The 16,262-nt window shown below is 50.5% G+C and carries 16 protein-coding genes and 1 other RNA gene; 2 read left to right on the top strand and 15 right to left on the bottom strand.

What is annotated here, in order from left to right; all coding sequences use genetic code 11:
• Positions 1–88: 88 nt before the first annotated feature.
• The 12 genes from PAT9B_RS15125 to smpB all read right to left on the bottom strand — a co-directional run bounded on the left by PAT9B_RS15125 (position 89) and on the right by smpB (position 12,139).
• Complete coding sequence (locus tag PAT9B_RS15125; protein WP_013510152.1) at positions 89–1,072, bottom strand: lysylphosphatidylglycerol synthase transmembrane domain-containing protein; 984 nt, start codon at positions 1,070–1,072, stop codon at positions 89–91.
• The gene (locus tag PAT9B_RS15120; protein WP_013510151.1) at positions 1,069–1,458 is read right to left on the bottom strand and encodes a GtrA family protein; all 390 of its coding nucleotides are present in this window, start codon (positions 1,456–1,458) and stop codon (positions 1,069–1,071) included. The genes PAT9B_RS15125 and PAT9B_RS15120 overlap by 4 nt, the downstream gene beginning before the upstream one ends.
• Entirely contained in the window at positions 1,455–2,765 is a 1,311-nt protein-coding gene (locus PAT9B_RS15115; RefSeq protein ID WP_013510150.1) for an NAD(P)/FAD-dependent oxidoreductase, read from the bottom strand. Before PAT9B_RS15115 ends, PAT9B_RS15120 begins: the two co-directional genes overlap by 4 nt.
• Before the next feature lies 1 nt (position 2,766).
• Complete coding sequence (locus PAT9B_RS15110; protein WP_013510149.1) at positions 2,767–3,705, bottom strand: NAD(P)-dependent oxidoreductase; 939 nt, start codon at positions 3,703–3,705, stop codon at positions 2,767–2,769.
• Between the two features lie 3 nt (positions 3,706–3,708).
• Positions 3,709–6,087, bottom strand: coding sequence for a hypothetical protein (locus PAT9B_RS15105; RefSeq protein WP_013510148.1), 2,379 nt, complete (start codon positions 6,085–6,087; stop codon positions 3,709–3,711).
• Positions 6,087–6,839 (bottom strand): SDR family NAD(P)-dependent oxidoreductase, encoded by a 753-nt coding sequence (locus PAT9B_RS15100; protein WP_013510147.1) that lies wholly within the window; start codon positions 6,837–6,839, stop codon positions 6,087–6,089. Before PAT9B_RS15100 ends, PAT9B_RS15105 begins: the two co-directional genes overlap by 1 nt.
• The gene (locus PAT9B_RS15095; RefSeq protein WP_013510146.1) at positions 6,840–8,132 is read right to left on the bottom strand and encodes an FAD-binding oxidoreductase; all 1,293 of its coding nucleotides are present in this window, start codon (positions 8,130–8,132) and stop codon (positions 6,840–6,842) included.
• Positions 8,126–9,559 (bottom strand): UbiA family prenyltransferase, encoded by a 1,434-nt coding sequence (locus PAT9B_RS15090; RefSeq protein ID WP_013510145.1) that lies wholly within the window; start codon positions 9,557–9,559, stop codon positions 8,126–8,128. The genes PAT9B_RS15095 and PAT9B_RS15090 overlap by 7 nt, the downstream gene beginning before the upstream one ends.
• Positions 9,560–9,914: 355 nt before the next feature.
• A complete protein-coding gene (locus PAT9B_RS15085; protein WP_013510144.1) occupies positions 9,915–10,721 on the bottom strand; it encodes a shikimate dehydrogenase in 807 nt (268 codons plus the stop codon).
• A gap of 88 nt (positions 10,722–10,809) precedes the next feature.
• Positions 10,810–10,998 carry a YegP family protein gene (locus tag PAT9B_RS15080; protein WP_013510143.1) on the bottom strand — a complete coding sequence of 63 codons (189 nt, stop codon included), beginning with the start codon at positions 10,996–10,998 and terminating at the stop codon, positions 10,810–10,812.
• A 231-nt stretch (positions 10,999–11,229) separates the two neighbouring features.
• Positions 11,230–11,613: a transfer-messenger RNA gene (gene ssrA, locus PAT9B_RS29725) on the bottom strand.
• A gap of 43 nt (positions 11,614–11,656) precedes the next feature.
• Positions 11,657–12,139, bottom strand: coding sequence for an SsrA-binding protein SmpB (gene smpB / locus PAT9B_RS15075; RefSeq protein WP_013510142.1), 483 nt, complete (start codon positions 12,137–12,139; stop codon positions 11,657–11,659).
• 159 nt (positions 12,140–12,298) lie between these two features.
• Between smpB and PAT9B_RS15070 the strand changes: the two genes are divergently transcribed.
• Together PAT9B_RS15070 and PAT9B_RS15065 are read left to right on the top strand one after the other, a co-directional pair.
• On the top strand, positions 12,299–12,733 hold the full coding sequence (locus PAT9B_RS15070; protein ID WP_013510141.1) for a type II toxin-antitoxin system RatA family toxin: 435 nt from the start codon (positions 12,299–12,301) through the stop codon (positions 12,731–12,733).
• Positions 12,726–13,016 (top strand): RnfH family protein, encoded by a 291-nt coding sequence (locus tag PAT9B_RS15065; protein ID WP_013510140.1) that lies wholly within the window; start codon positions 12,726–12,728, stop codon positions 13,014–13,016. Before PAT9B_RS15070 ends, PAT9B_RS15065 begins: the two co-directional genes overlap by 8 nt.
• Before the next feature lie 53 nt (positions 13,017–13,069).
• Here the strand turns inward: PAT9B_RS15065 and bamE are convergent, their stop codons facing one another.
• The 3 genes from bamE to nadK all read right to left on the bottom strand — a co-directional run bounded on the left by bamE (position 13,070) and on the right by nadK (position 16,231).
• On the bottom strand, positions 13,070–13,417 hold the full coding sequence (gene bamE, locus PAT9B_RS15060) for an outer membrane protein assembly factor BamE (protein ID WP_013510139.1): 348 nt from the start codon (positions 13,415–13,417) through the stop codon (positions 13,070–13,072).
• A gap of 188 nt (positions 13,418–13,605) precedes the next feature.
• Positions 13,606–15,267, bottom strand: coding sequence for a DNA repair protein RecN (recN, locus tag PAT9B_RS15055; RefSeq protein WP_013510138.1), 1,662 nt, complete (start codon positions 15,265–15,267; stop codon positions 13,606–13,608).
• Between the two features lie 85 nt (positions 15,268–15,352).
• Positions 15,353–16,231, bottom strand: a complete 879-nt coding sequence (gene nadK / locus PAT9B_RS15050) for an NAD(+) kinase (protein ID WP_013510137.1) — start codon at positions 16,229–16,231, stop codon at positions 15,353–15,355.
• Positions 16,232–16,262 lie beyond the last annotated feature (31 nt).

Here is a 16,262-nt window from a genome sequence, read left to right as displayed (position 1 = left end):
TGTTATGACTGTAATTAACAATGGCACGCTCAATAACAACTGGCTTTAGGAATAAACTGTAAATGAATCATTGTGTTCTTGTGGGGCATTACTTTGCCCCCAGGTTCCGACCAGACAAGAGCAACAGAGACAACGCCCCCAGTGACATGCCGAACCAGAGCGTCACCAGACGAATGGCGATGGCTAACGACATTGCCGTAGCATCACTTACGCCATGCTGAACCAATTGAAAAACCAGCGCTGCCTCCATGATGCCAAGCCCCGCGGGTATCATACTTGCCGCGCCGAACAGCGTGGCCTGCACAAAGATTAACACGCAGTCAGCAGTTGAAACGCCGGTCTCCAGCATCTGGCAGAACCAGGCAAAGACCAGGGCTTGCGTGCCATAAGCCAGCATCGCGACCACTGCAAAAGCTGACACTCTTGGGATCTTCCACACCTTAGCCCAGGCTTCAAGCGTCGCTTGTCCGCCCTTGACAGGCAACCATGCTAAAGAATGCCCCAGCCGGTTCCAGCCGATGTGGGCCTTGGGATGTGACAAAATCCAGGCAAACAGACAACTGGCCAACAGCAGGGCGATAAACGCCAACAACCACACCCACGCCAAATGCTGTCCCGCCATCATCGCAGCCAGTGTACCCAGTAACGCCATTCCAAGAACGTCTGATCCCCGGTCTACCAGGAAGGCGGCGAGACTGTGCGTCACTTTCACGCCATGCGGGACTAATAATGCAGAACGGAAAGTTTCCCCGGATTTGCCGGGCGTAGCCGTTAAGGCCAACCCGGACATATAAACGGCGAGATGGGTGAATCGGGGCACGACATTCTCAAGGCATTGCAGAGAGTATTCCCAGCGGGCAAAGCGCCAAAGATAAGAACTACTCGACACCACGGCACTGATCACCAATGTCTGCAGTCCCAGCCCTGCGAAAGCTGCCACCGTTGCGTGCCATCCAGACCAGAAAACAGCCCCCAGGTAAAGCAACACGCCAAAAGTGACAAACCAAACAATGGCCCGAATGGTGCGCCGCTCAAGCAGCGCACCCTGGAGTCGTGTGAACAGCTTGCTCATCGGAAAGTTAACAGCTTATGGCCGAAATAACTGGTCACTACCGGCACCAGCACACCCACCAAATGGCCGATCGCTTCGGCGTGATCCACGATGCCCACCGAAGGCAGCAACCAGCGCGCCAGAAGCAGACTGATTGCCAACGTCTGCAGAACGGCAAGAACGTTCACCGCAACAAACTTATAAATTTGCGGTGCCAGTGGGCCTTGGCTCGCATTAAAAACATGCCCGCGCATCAGCAGAAACGCCACCAGCATGCCGACCAGGTAGGCAAAAAAAACCGCGAAGCCATAGCTGACAAACATACTAAAGACGAACCGTGAGCCAAAGTTGGCACCGGCAGCGATTCCTCCCGCGACCAAAAATCGAAGGAACTGGGGCGAAATCATTGCTGTGACGACTCCATATTCTCAGTGGTGGCCATCTTCGCCATCTGACGACCAAATCCGATACTTTCCGAAATGCCGCGATCTTCCGGGTAGTAGTAAGACGTATCGGCCACCCACAGTCCCTGCACCGGTAATGCCACCGGAGGCAGTTTATCCAGGTATCCCGGATCGCAGATCGGCTGGGCGTAGCGATAACGGCTGGCGCGCATGTCAATAAAATCATCATCGGTCAGTGCCGGATTGATCTTCTTGAGATAGTTACGCACTTTGGTCAGAAACGCGTCATCAGACTCAGCGTACAGCGGATGTTCACCCGGAACGTAAAACGGCACATACACGACATGTTGGTCGAGTGGGCGCAGGTTGGTGTATTCCACCAAGCCAGGTATATCCATATCCGGATCATTGGTGTTTAACCAGAAGTTCTCGGTTACGGCCTTTCTGAGCTTCGCAATCACGCAGACGACGGCAATGTTTTTGGTGGTGCTGAATTTAGCCATAATTTCGGCAGGCAAATCCGGCATCAGTTTCGGTACGTAAGGCAGTGGAATGGTGCTGATCACCTTATCGAAGGTTTCCAGTTGGCCTGCAACCTGCACGCCAGCCACTTTGCCATTGTTGATGACCACCTTCTCGATAGGTGACTTCAGCCTTATTTCGCCACCCTTTGCTTCGATGGCGCTTTTTAATGCCGTTAACAGCGTGGCTGAACCACCTTCCAGGTAGCCCAGTTTCTCGCGGAACAGGCTGTAACGGGAGCGACCAATACGACGGATACGACTCCAAATCCAGGCGGCAGACAAGCCATGGGCATAGTCATAGAATTTGTAGTCAAAAAGTCGACGCCATAACACTTCCCAGGCCTCAGCACCTACCCAGCGTTTGATCCAGCCACTCGCTTCGACATGATCGAGCGGTCGCCAGTCATCACGTTTGGTCGACAGGAAGGCATGTAAGCCGTAGCGGAATTTGGCCATCAGACTCAAGCCACGGAATTTGAGCAGGGCAACCGGGTTACCCCAAGGCTGCAAACGCCCCTGATACCAGTAGCCCATCTTGGTTTCTGTCCATTGCATCCGATCGGCAATGCCCAGTTCATTGAGTACCTGCAGAAACGCGTGATCGGAAATGCAATGGAAGTGGTAGTAGCGCTCGATTTCCAGGCCGCCAAAATCAAACGTCGCGGTCATGCCGCCGACACGGTCATCAGCCTCGAAAAGTACCGGCGTGTGCCCATCAAGTGCCAACTGGTAAGCCACGGCCAAGCCCATTGGACCCGCGCCCAATACTGCAATTCGTTGTCCCATCTTAAAACTCCAGCTCTACGCCGCTATAGCGCGGATCATTAAAGGTTTCATCCACAGCGGCCCTGAATGGGGTGTAAGGAACACCGAAGATTCCAGGCCAATCGATCACCTCAAACTCATCCTTCGCCGTCAAAGCGGCCAACTGCTGGGTGGTAAAGGGCGGGTTTTTATCAAACTTGCCCCAAACCCATAACAGGGCATAAAAAAGTGAATATGGGATACGTAAAATTAGCGTTTTTGCGCGAATCGCACGTTTGATCTCGCGAATCATGTCGATGTAGTCGATTTTTTCATGACCTGAGATGTTGTACACGCCATCACGGATGCCATTCTCGATACAACTGATGATGATATTGGCAAAATCACCAACGTACAGAGGTTGACGCATATAACGGCCATCTCCCGGAATCGGGAACACCGGTACCTTCTTCATAAAGCGTGATAACCAGCCGAGGTGTTTGCGGTCGAACCAGCCAAACATCAACGTCGGGCGCAAGATGGGGCAGGGGATACCACATTCCAACACCATTTTCTCTTGTTCCTTTTTGGTGTTGGTATAGAAATCATCCGCCACTGATTCGACGACCGAGGAGCTGATCTGCACCATATACGGCACATTGTTCGCTTTGATGGTATCCAGTTGGAGACGGGTCGAATCGATATTGTTCCGCACGAACTCTTGGTAATCGTTGCCGCCGATCTGCGCCTGCAACATCACCACGACATCCGCACCCACGAAGTGTTGCTGCCACTGACCCGGTTCGGCAAGATCGGCATACTCGACAGTGATGTCGGGCTGAACGCGTTTGAGCACCTCAAGATTGTTGCGATGCTTATCGAGAACAACAATGTTTGAGTAGCCTTTCGCTTTCAGTCGGGCCACCAGATTTTGACCAACCAGGCCTGCGCCACCAGAAAGTATTATCTTTTTTTGCAGCAAAATTTACTCCTGAGATATCTTAACCGGAACTTTGAATTGGGGGCATATAAAGAGTTCGTTGTCTTTTGAGTATGCAAGTCCCAACTTATAGTCCCCATTTAATTTTGACACGTCGGCTGTCAGTTCGTAACCGGATGAATTTAGTGATGGTTGCTTTAAATATGCACCAACGTCCGGGCGTGACTTACGCTGAGCGTTAAATAAGAAACGCTTGCCATCGGCATCAGACAGCATCACATAAACGTTATCCGGGAGTTGAGCCGGTGTCACGGAAGCGACCAGCCATCCCTGAACATTCAGTAAAGTTGACGTTTTAACTAAGCCAGATGAGGGCGAAACACCATTCGCAGAATCAATGCTGCCACTGCATTGCTGAACGAATGTTGTATTTTTAAATGTTTCTGGCTGAGGTTTAGCAAAGCCCAGCAAATTAATGTCATCCGGTGAGGATGGGTAGTTGAGAGCATAAAATTCGATGTTAAACGACCTTTTCCAAAGGAAGGGGAGGTCGGTGGCGGAAATCTCAATCGATTTAACTCTCTTATCCTTGAGGTAATCTGCACTGGCGGAAAGTAGCCCAAATTCTGCAGTATTTTCAATCAAGGGAGAAATAATAAAACCCGACTCCGTCATTCCCGAGATGATTCTGTAGCTGCGTGTAACACCATTTTGCATGGTCAGTTTCATCTGAAGCTGGCTTGGCTTGAATAACGTATTCAGGATGGAGCCAGCAAAACTTTTGCGAATAGTTAGCTTCGCAAATATCGGCGTGTGGGAATCAGGCAAACTGACCGTATCACCAAATGAATAAAAACCTCCGCCTATTTTTTCTGAAGGTTCGGATGTCGGATTTGGCGTGTCTCGATGCTTAAGGTAAAGGTAGCCACCCGCAAATGATGTGGGTTGATAATTGGACAATAAAACAGGCCAACTCGCACCATCCTCCAGTGATGGCAATCTCTTATCAATGGGCTGAACATTGAAGACGATATTATCTGGCCTGTTCGCTGCGAGAAGGTGCATCTTATTCAATTCTGCCAGTTTCGGGGTGTAGACCGAATAACTTTGCAAAATGGGGCGTGGACTCCACGTATTTCCCGATGCGAGCAAATAGGCTTGATCAAATGAATATATATCAACGGTGCCGTTAAGCTTTGGAATGCCTCCGCGTTTTTTGAGCAGATTGACACGTTCTTCAAAATCTTTTGCCAGCGCTTGAGGTTCCAGTATGCGCTGTTTTAGTCCATCCCATGAATTGGAGAACGTATTTATGAAATTGTTTTTAACGCTATCAACGGGTTTCTTGATATAGGCAATATCGATGTAAGTCCATGTAATTAAACAGACTACGATAACGGCTACTGCGCTACGTGCGGGAAGCAGTGTTCCTGCCAGTAAGGCCCCAAGGAGAATCATCGAGGCACAAATGAGCGCATGGCCGTCATGCCGGACGAAACCTGCCTTGAAAGCTAAAAAGAGAATACAAAGAAAAAGCAGCGTAACAACCGATTTGTCGTAAAACGTCCCGCGAGTTCCATACAGCAGGAACCCGGCCATGGCTGCTGTTGCCACGATATAAAGGACGCACTGAGACAAATCGCCATTGGTTGCCATGGCCTCGGTGTAACCACTAATGATGGGGGTCAGGCCGATAAAATAATCAGCCAGTCCACTTAATGGCTGCCCGGAAAATACCCAAAAAATTGCGGTTGAGACTAAAAAGGTTGCAACAATCAGGAGCGAAAGTTTCCATTGCCTTCTTTTTGCCAGCAGAGCAATCGAGAAAATAGAGATTGCTACGCATGCTACCAGTGTCGAACCTTTAATCAGTGGTAATAAACCAAACGGCGAAAATAAGGCGACGATAAGCGAACATTCACCCCGTGTCATCGTTTGTTTGGTATCGAAGGCGATCGCCCAACGATAAACCTGGATACCAACCAGCATGGGATAGAAGAAAAATAGTGCATCACGGCCATATATTAATGCACTCAGAACAGCCAGGACTGCAATTTTTAACGGCCATCCGCTGACTCTAAAGTTAAGCCAGACAGCGATAGCGAATGAAATGGCAAGATAAAGTGCTCCCCATATCATCAAATGGTCCGTGGCTGGATGGTAACTTTGCGTATAAATTGATGCGTAGGGTCCGAAGGTGAAAATGATGTCTTTGCCAATAGACATTCCGTGAGCCAGCGCCTCATTCATCCCATAAGACCAGGATGGATCGAGGCCTTCCCACGGCATTCTGGGTGACAAGGGAACAAAAACAGCAATCGACACCAGTAATAGTGCCAATAAAAAGAGTGCGTCTTTTATGGGATGGTGATTATTCAGGTTAGCGCTCCTTCCTGAAGCCATATTCGCTTTCAATCCTGACATTAAATATCCAACCTTTTAAATACGAAATGCGGCAGATTGCGAATAACCATCATGATTACCGACCAAATTTTCGGAGTGTATACAACTCGTTGTCCACTTTCAATGCCACGCACCACCTCCGCGGCCACGCGGTCAACAGCAGCGAGTTTGGCACCGGATTGTTTGAGATGTGCGGTCATCGGCGTATCGGTCGGACCAGGCTTAATTAAAACCACGTTAATATTTGTATTGGCGAAACGGTGTTGTAAGCCCTGAACATAGCTGGCTACCAATCCCTTTGCCGCACCATAGACATAGTTGGATTTTCTACCCCGGTCACCCGCGACGGAACCAATGATAGCCAGGGTTCCGTTTTTCGCTTGCTGCATGTGCATAGCAAAGGCTTCGGCAAACAGCATGGGTGATAAGCCATTGACGTCCAGCGCTTCACGACAGAGCGTGAGATCATTCTGACACGCTTCCTGGTCAGGTAAAGAACCGTGCGCAACCAGCGCAATATCAACATTTCCTGCCTGATAGATATGATCAACCAGATCCTGAATTTGACGCGGGTCGAGAAAATCTACCTGAAGGTTAGTGATTGTCGTTTCCGGGGAGCGTACTTTAAGATCTGAGGCAACGCGCTCGGCTTTTTGCTGATTTCGACTGACCAGCACGATCTCGGACGGGTTTTCTTTCGCCCACAACCGTGCGCACTGTTCAGCAATCGCAGAGGTTGCACCAACGATGACGATCTTCTTCTTAAGCTTCATTCAACTTCCCATTAGGCGGCGTGAGAGACCTGAGCTGATGCCTGCGTCTCGATATTGGATAAATTCGGCCAGGCGCGGATAGCCCGCCTCGAACAGATCTTTTGGCATACGTGCATCTTTGGCCAGGTAGATACGGCCCTTCGCTTCACGCACGATGGCATCCAGTCGTTCGAAGAGTTTATGTGTACGGTTCCCGTGATTGGGGAAGTCTAGCGCCAGAGTGACCCCGGGTTGCGGGAAGCTCAGCATCCCCATGGCTTGTCGGTTGCCAAAAGTTTTGAGCACGGCGAGGAAAGAGCCATCACCTGAACGGGCGATCTCCTTCAACATGGCCTGAACCGCGTCCTGTCCAACCTCGCGCGGCACGACACTCTGATACTGGAAAAAGCCTTTGGGACCGTACATGCGGTTCCAGTGCAGTAAATTGTCCAGGGGATAGAAAAAGGGTTCGTAATGGGCGATTTCCCTTCCTGCCCGCCACTTTTTGAGATGGTAGTAGGTCATATTGAAGGGACGCAGTGTCAGTCGGTTGACCATTGAGACCGGTGGCACGATGGGCATGGTGAGTTTGCCTGACTTGGGAGCCTGTCGATCTTTTAAATCAGCAGGATTACCACGCATAAACAAACCTCGTCCTCCCCCTCCTGAGATGCAGTCGATCCACGAAACCGTGTGCTCCCATTGCGCTTCGGAGCCATCGGCAAGTTGGAAAAACGCGTCCAGGTTGTCGAAAGGAATGGTCTCAGTGTCCAACCAGGGACCAGCAACCGGGCGAAGCTGGATCTCGGCAGTGGTGATCACACCGGTCAAACCCACTCCACCGACAGTGGCGGCGAACCAATCTGGCCGTTCGTCTGGGCCACACTGAATGATTTCACCATCGGTCCGGATCAGGGTCAGACTTTTGATGTGATCGCCGAAGGAACCCACCACATGGTGGTTCTTGCCGTGCACATCATTAGCGATGGCGCCACCCACGGTGACCAACTGCGTTCCCGGAGTGACGGGCAGAATCCAGCCACGTGGAATCATCAGTCTCTGGATGTCCTGCAACAGAACCCCAGCCTCACAGACCAGACGACCACTGCTTTCATCGAAGGAGATAAAGTGGTCAAGCCCGGGCGTCAGCCACAGCTCGCCCTGCGGGTTCAGACAGACGTCACCGTAGCTTCGTCCCATGCCATGAGCCAGACCGGGTGCCGTGAGGCTGGCCGGGATTTGGCCGCGATCGCTAAGTGCGACCACCTTATGCTCATCACGTGACAGACGGCCCCATGAAGTGATTGCTACCATGAGACCCCCACAGTACCGGCGACCAGGATGGCGGCGAAAATGACACCTGCGCTCAGACTTGCACGATCTTTGACGGCAAAGACCAGAGGGTCATCATGCATTTTTCCCCGATGGGCTTGCATCCACATCCAGCTTACCCAAAACAGCATCACAGGGACGGCTCCCCAAATCAGTTCCGGTGAGGCGTATAACTTCAGTACCGCATCACTGTTCAGATAGAGTGCTAGGACTAAAACAGACGTGTAACCCGCCACAATACCCATGGTCTGAATCAACGGTGCATCAGCGGTGTGGTATCCACGTCCATGAATTTTCTCTTTTCCACTGAGTAGTTGAACTTCCAGTTCCGCGTAACGTTTGACGAACGCAAGAGAAAGAAACAGAAACACTGAAAATGCCAGCAGCCAGAAGGAGAGTTCGTGACCAACAGCAGCCGCACCGGCAACAATGCGCAAGGTATAAAGCATTGCCAGGGTGAGGCAATCAACCAACATCAAGCGTTTAAGTACCCATGAGTAGGCGCACGTCAGGGCGAAATAGAAAACCAACCAGGAGAAAAACTGTTTTCCGACAAACGCGGCCACGGACAAACTGATAATCAGCAGCAGGGGTGCCAGCAAAACGCCCATCCAGGCGGGCACCAGTCCAGAGGCAAATGGTCGGTTTCGTTTGCGCGGATGCAGGCGATCGCTGTCGAGATCGAGTAAATCATTGGCGATATAAACGGATGAAGCACAAAGGCTGAATGCCATGAAGGCCAACAGCAGAGATAGCCAGGCTTCACCATTACTGACATCATGGGCGGCAAATAGCGGAACCAGCAGGAGAATGTTTTTTAACCACTGGTGAATGCGAAGCACGCGACGCCATGCAGAAAAACCGATTTCGCGTTTAGGAAATACCCGGTCAACGGTGGAAATCTCCCGCGCCTTGTTAATCAGATCGCCTGAACCATTAACCACAATTGCTTTATCAGCTTGCGACCATACGGCTAAGTCTGCATTTGAGTTGCCAGCGTAATCATACCCATGCTGCTGAAAGCGCTGTACCAAAGCAGCCGCTTTGTGTTTCCCCTCAATATTGGCAACACCATCACTGGCGATGACGTCGTCGAAAATACCCAAGTGTTCAGCAATGCGGTTTGCAATTGAGCTATCGGATGCCGTACACAGCACCAGATGTCGACCTTCCGCGCGTTGTTGTTTAAGCCATTCAAGCAATTCCTCATTATAGGGAAGTGTCTTGGGATCAAACTCTGTGAGTGAGGCAAGGTGCTGTTTTAAACACGCTTTGCCTTTTTTTAAAAGAAATGGAATACGGAGCGTTTCAAACGGGCTATCCCTAAACACCCTTAATGCAGATTCGTGCAGCATATCTGAATGGATTAACGTACCATCCAAATCCACTACAAGTGGCTTCTCATTCAAAACGACTCTCCCAGAACATATCTTAAAGATGGCGTATGGCCTTATAAACTCTTCATTCTAAAGCAATGGGGAGGGGAGCGTCATCATTTATGCATGTATCTAAAGCTGGGTTACATCAATAATTGGCTCTCTTTTTAGCTATTTATAATTTGTAGCCCTGCTATATCACAATTTACTCAGAGGCATTCCGGACATGGCCGGCGGATGGGATGCTGAATTGCCGATGCTGAATCCTGAATAATGAGGGTAAAATCTGTCCTTATAAAATCCTTACTTAATGCAAATTGAAATTATACAATAATAGGTATACCTATTTGGGGCGCGACTTATGTCAATGAGTACCATAAGCGACAACTTATTGATTTAACATATACTTCCGCATCAGGCTGATCTGATGTTGTAGCATTGCTCTACCATAATGGGTGGGATGGCCTTTCAATTCTGCTGCCTGAAGCAATGCAGTTTTTTCCGGGTAGATGATGATGTCACAGACCAACGCAGAGTTATGTAGCTTTTCAAGAGAGAAGGGCATATCTGCATCGTTCCCCATACCGACTGAGGTCGCGTTAATAATAATGTCGTGATGAGTGGGTTCATTTGATCCCAGGTTAATTGTGATGCCGCGATATAGATTCTGTATTGCCTGGCGGAGTGTTTTTGCTTTGTCCATGCTGCGGTTGTAAAGGGTGATCGTTGTTGCACCATGCGCTGCAAGGGCATGAGCAATTGCGCAGGCCGCACCACCGGCTCCGGCAAGATAGATGCTTTTATTTTGCACCGCATATCCGCTGGCAATCAGGCTACTCACCAGTCCCTCGCCATCAAGCATGGTGCCACTCAGGCTGCCATCAGCTTCTCTCCTGATAACGTTACAGGCACCAATGGCTTTTGCCTGGTCTGATACATGGTCGAGCAAGGGCAGAATCGCTTTCTTATGCGGCATGGTGACGATAGCACCACGAAAGTTGTGCAGTGATTTGAGGCCAGTGACCATCCCTCTCAAACCTTCACTGCTGACATGGAAAGGAACCATTAACGTATCAGCAATCTGCAGACGTTTGAGTTCCGCATTCATCATCAGGGGGGCTTTCACCTGGCTGATGGGGTCACCCAGAATACCGAGAATAGTTAGCTTACCGTCAACCTGTTCAAGAAGATCCACTTACTGCCTCACCGTGTCACACAGGAATTGGGAGGTCAGTGTGCCATGATAAAAGGGCTGATAGCAGCCCTTTATAAGATTTGTATTTTTAAGTCTGATCGCGTACGTCAACAGAACTGCCATTCTGTTGTACCGATCGAATCCCGGTCTGGGCTGCCTGTTTGCTGGAATACATTTCGCTGGTAGCAATGGTCTCACCATTGCTTGCTTTCAGGACAAAATAATATTTTTGGTCCTGTAGCGTTTTGGTACTCTTCTTCAGAAGGTAATAACCCATGTGATATCTCCTTATGTCATTCCGGCGCGTCTTGCACCGGCGGCTTAACTATTTGCCGTGATCAAACAATGATCAATTTATTTTTCCTGTCTTTGCAGAAACCAGGACGTCGATCACTTTCCCATCGCGCCATTCAGAAAAATGACAGACACAAAAAAGCCCGCAGAGCTTGCGCTTTGCGGGCTTTCAGGACTTCATCAGATGACTCTGGTAATCACTGACGGAGAATTTTGGTGGAGCTGGCGGGAGTTGAACCCGCGTCCGAAATTACTACGCCGTCGGCACTACATGCTTAGTCCAATCTTTACATTCGCCTGTCAGCTGCGGATGGACACGCCACTAACAAACTAGCCTGATTGGATTTAACGCTTCAACCCCAGGCAGGGCATCCACGCGATCTCTTTTGGGTTTGACCTCTCTTGATCCCCGTCCTAAGAGCGGAGGCTAGGGAGAGAGGGAGCACTCAGTTTATTAAGCTGATTAAGCTGCGAGAGCAGCAGGTGCGTCGTAGTAGTTGTCGTTTGCAACTATATTTTTGCGGTTTTTTTACGAGGCCTACCGCACCTCGGCATGCACCTAAGGGTTCACAATCCCGTCGAATCCAGAATCAGCCCCAGGAACTTCTAAGTATAGCAAAAATTTCTGCTTAATCCATCCCTTAGCGGTTGGAATTTTTCATGATACGCGCTTTGTCGAGCTTCCATTCGCGTTCTTTGATGTCATCGCGCTTGTCGTGCTCTTTCTTACCACGCGCCACACCGATTTTCAGTTTGGCCCAAGCGTTTTTCCAGTAAATCGACAGTGCGACTACGGTGTAACCTTCGCGATTAACGCGGCCATACAGTGAATCGAGTTCGCGCTGCTTCAGCAGCAGTTTGCGGTTGCGCGTAGGATCGCACACCACGTGCGAAGAGGCCACCGCCAGCGGCTGAAAAGTCGCGCCAAACAAATAGGCTTCGCCATCGCGCAGCAGAATATAGCTGTCGCTGATGTTGGCTTTGCCAGCGCGGAGAGATTTTACTTCCCATCCTTGTAACGACATTCCCGCTTCAAATTCTTCTTCAATGAAGTATTCATGGCGAGCGCGTTTATTGAGGGCAACAGTGGCTGAACCGGGTTTGTGAGCTTTTTTCTTTGTCATAGTGCGGCGTAGTCTACATCACTCAGTCTGTGGACGCATCCCCTGTCCTGCGGGGCGGTAAAAAACAGGGTATTTTAGCACAGCTGGCACACCGGTGAATTTTTGTTTGAAGGCTGAAAATGGTATTATTCAACGGTTTTGTGATGAACAGGAACCATTATGGCCCAGATAAGTCGTTCAGCGCTGGTCCCCTATAGCGCTGAGCAGATGTACCAGCTCGTGAATGATGTGGATTCATATCCCGAATTTCTTCCGGGCTGCACCGGCAGTCGGGTGCTGGATAACAGCGGAAATCAGATGACCGCCGCTGTCGATGTCTCGAAAGCGGGCATCAGTAAAACTTTCACCACGCGTAACACCTTAACCAGCAATCAAAGCATCCATATGCAACTGGTTGATGGTCCGTTTCGTAAGCTGAGCGGTGGCTGGCGTTTTGTCTCTTTGGGGGACGATGCCTGCAAAGTTGAGCTGAGTTTAGATTTTGAATTTACCAATATGCTGGTAGAAATGGCGTTTGGCCGCGTATTTAAAGAGCTGGCCAACAGTATGGTGCAGGCGTTCACCCAGCGCGCCAAAGAGGTTTATCGTGCCTGATATGACGGTAGAGGTGGTGTACGCGCTACCTGAAAAACAGTATCTGCGCACCGTGACCCTTGAAGAAGGGGCAACGGTAGAGCAGGCGATTAAAGCCTCGGGGCTGTTGTCGCTGCGCAAAGATATCGATTTGAACACGAATAAAGTCGGCGTCTACAGTCGCCCGGTCAAGCTGGACGATGTATTACAGGATGGCGATCGGGTAGAAATCTATCGTCCGTTGATTGCCGACCCGAAAGAGATGCGACGCCAGCGGGCGGAACGCGCCGCTGAGAAGAAATAGCGGAAGCTCAGAAACAAAAAAGGCGCTCAGGCGCCTTTTTTGTTGCGGCTCACTCAGCCTTCATCGACCGTGAGACGCGGTTTATTATCAATGTTGGTCAGCACGCCATTGCTGTCGAATGTCAGCGTCAGCGTTTGCTGTCTCACGCGTTCATGGCCCGGCTCTTCACGGAAGATGTAATACCAGACATTGCTGCCAAAGGGATCACGCATCATCGGGGTCCCGAGGGTATACGCGACCTGCTGCTGCGTCATGCCAGTATGAATTTTAGCCACATCGTTGGCGACCAGATAATTCCCCTGATTGATATCCGGGCGGTACACAACGCGCTCAAGGGTGGAACATCCGGCGGTCATCATCAACATTACTACTGCCGCGGCAGTCAGCATTTTACAGCGCATCTATACATTCCTTTTCTGGGGCCAAACGCCTTTCACCAGGCTGTTTTTTTGCCATCAAATTCTGAACTCTGCCTGCGGCAGGCTTTATTACTCTGGCGACATAAGTTGCCGATGATAATAAACCTTTTCGCTATTTGAAACCTCTACAGAGCAAGCATATGACCACCGGGCCGGAAAAAAGTGCGGTATCAGGCTGCTAAAAGTTCTTTCGCGTTCGCCAGGGTATTGCGCGTGACTTCACTCCCCCCCAGCAGACGCGCCAGTTCTTGTAGACGCGCGCGCTTATCCAGAGGTTGCATATGCGTTTCGGTCATGGCGCCATCCGTTTCTTTGCTGACGAAGAAATGCTGATGACCGCAACCTGCAACCTGTGGCAGATGCGTGACACACATTACCTGGGTTGATTCACCCAATTGACGCAGCATCTGACCGACCACTGCGGCGGTAGGGCCGCTGATACCGACATCCACTTCGTCGAAAATCATCGCCGGGGTTTCCATTTTCTGTGCGGTAATCACCTGAATCGCCAGGGCGATACGCGACAATTCGCCCCCGGAGGCGACTTTACCCAGCGGTTGCAACGGCTGCCCGGGGTTAGTGGTAACGCGGAAATCAATACGGCTGGCACCCTCGGCAGTCAGTTGATCCGGGTTGAACTCCAGCACAATGGCAAATTCACCATGCGGCATCGCCAGTGTGCGCATACTTTGGGTAATTAAATGCGTCAACTCCCGGGCCGCACGCTCACGTTGTTGATGAAGCATCTCGGCACTCGCCAGCGCTTCCTGATGATGTACGCTGACGGCAGCCTGTAATGTTTCCTGGTCGCTTTCCTGCTGCGAGAGCAGCTCTGCTTCATCCAGCAGTTGCTGGTACAATACTGGCAGCGTTTCAGGCGTAACGTGGTGCTTTCGTGCCAGAGCAATCTGACGCGACAGGCGTTGCTCCAGCTCATGCAGGCGATTGGGATCGAGGTCAAGGCGGTCACAATAGTGGCGCAGTTCATCACTGGCTTCACTTAACTGAATCGCCGCTTCTTCCAACAGATTAAAGACGCCGCCGACCTTATCATCCAGCGCGACCAATTCACTCAGCATCTGACGTGCGCTGTACAACAGGCTTTGCATGTTGGTGTCATCGCTGTCGGCGAGGATTTGTAATGCCTGCTGACTGGTGGAGAGTAACTGTCCACTGTTGGCCAGACGTTTGTACTCTTCATCAATCTGCTCGTACTCCCCGGGTTGAGGGGCAAACTCATTCAGTTCTTTCAACTGGTACTGCAACAGCTCACGTCGTGCTTCACGCTCCTGCGATAACTGCTGATGCTGCGCCAGAGCACGACAGCTTTGGTGCCAGCGCTGATAATGGATACGCATCTGCGCCAGGACATCGTCATGTGCGGCGTAAGCGTCCAGCAGGTGCTTTTGGTGATCGGGTTTGAGCAACAACTGATGGGCATGCTGGCCGTGAATCTGGATCAGGAGCTGACCCAGCTCACGCAGTTGAGAAAGAGGAACTGATGTGCCATTGATAAAGCCACGTGACCGGCCATCGGCACTGATCACCCGGCGTAATAAACATTCGTTGCCGTCGTCGAGCTGGTTCTCAGTCAACCAGCGCTGAGCGGAAGGGGAGGCTTTCAGTTGAAAACGCGCGCAAATATCCGCGCGACTCGCCCCCTGGCGCACCATATCTGCTTCCGCGCGGCCCCCCAGACACAGGCCCAGAGCATCAATAGCAATGGATTTTCCTGCGCCGGTTTCCCCGGTGATCGCCGTCATACCACGATGAAAATCGATTTCCAGTTCACGAACGATAGCAAAATTACTGATGGTCAGTTGTGCCAGCATACATTCACCTGTATAGAAAAACAGATATGGTTTTTCATACAGTATAAACTGGTTTTTTATCCAGTAAAGTGGTGATGAATGATTTTCAGAACAATTTTTTTGACCAACCGAGTTTTGAGCTTAACGTATTAAAATAATTGTAATTTTTCGGATGAATAAGATTGAGATGATTAGCGCTACGGCGAATCAGCACGTCTTCGCCTTCCTGAATGGGTAGCGCAATTTGGCTGTCGCAACTGATCTCCAAATCACTGCGTAGTGAAGAGAAACGCAGACGAATAGTACTGCTGCTGTTGATCACCAAAGGGCGCGCCGACAAGGTATGCGGGAACATCGGCACCAGCACAATGGCTTCCAGTGACGGAGTAAGGATGGGGCCACCCGCAGAGAGCGAATAGGCTGTTGAACCCGTCGGGGTAGAAATGATCAAACCATCTGAACGCTGTGAAAAGGCAAAAACTTCATCGATATAAACCTCAAATTCAATCATATGTGCCACTTTTCCCGGATGCAGCACCACTTCATTGATGGCGCTGCCAATACGCGGGGAGCAATCTTCTTTGCATACCTGCGCTTCCAGTAAAAAACGACTTTCGATGAAGTAGTCACCCTGCAGGACATCATCCAGCTGTTGCTGCGCGTTATCGGGGTCGAGATCGGTCAGAAATCCGAGATTGCCACGGTTGATGCCAATCACTTTAATATCGTAACGCGCCAGCACGCGTGCGGCACCGAGCATATTGCCATCACCGCCCACCACAACGGCCAGATCGGCGCGTTGACCAATTTCCGCCAGTGAACCGGTCTGCACATCTTTCAGCGAAAGTTCACGCGCAATTTGCTGCTCGACAATCACGTCATAGCCTTTTGCTGTTAGCCAGCGCCAGAGCATTTCATGGGTGGTTAACGCAGTTGGATGGCGTGGATGGCCGACAATTCCAATGCAGTTAAAGTGTTTGTTCATTTGGGCTGGTGTTCCTCATAAGCCAAAACGG

It is taken from the genome of Pantoea sp. At-9b (assembly GCF_000175935.2).
Taxonomy (GTDB): Bacteria; Pseudomonadota; Gammaproteobacteria; order Enterobacterales; family Enterobacteriaceae; genus Pantoea.
The sequence above is the reverse complement of the archived record's forward strand: the minus strand, read 5'-3'. Positions and strand labels throughout refer to the sequence as shown.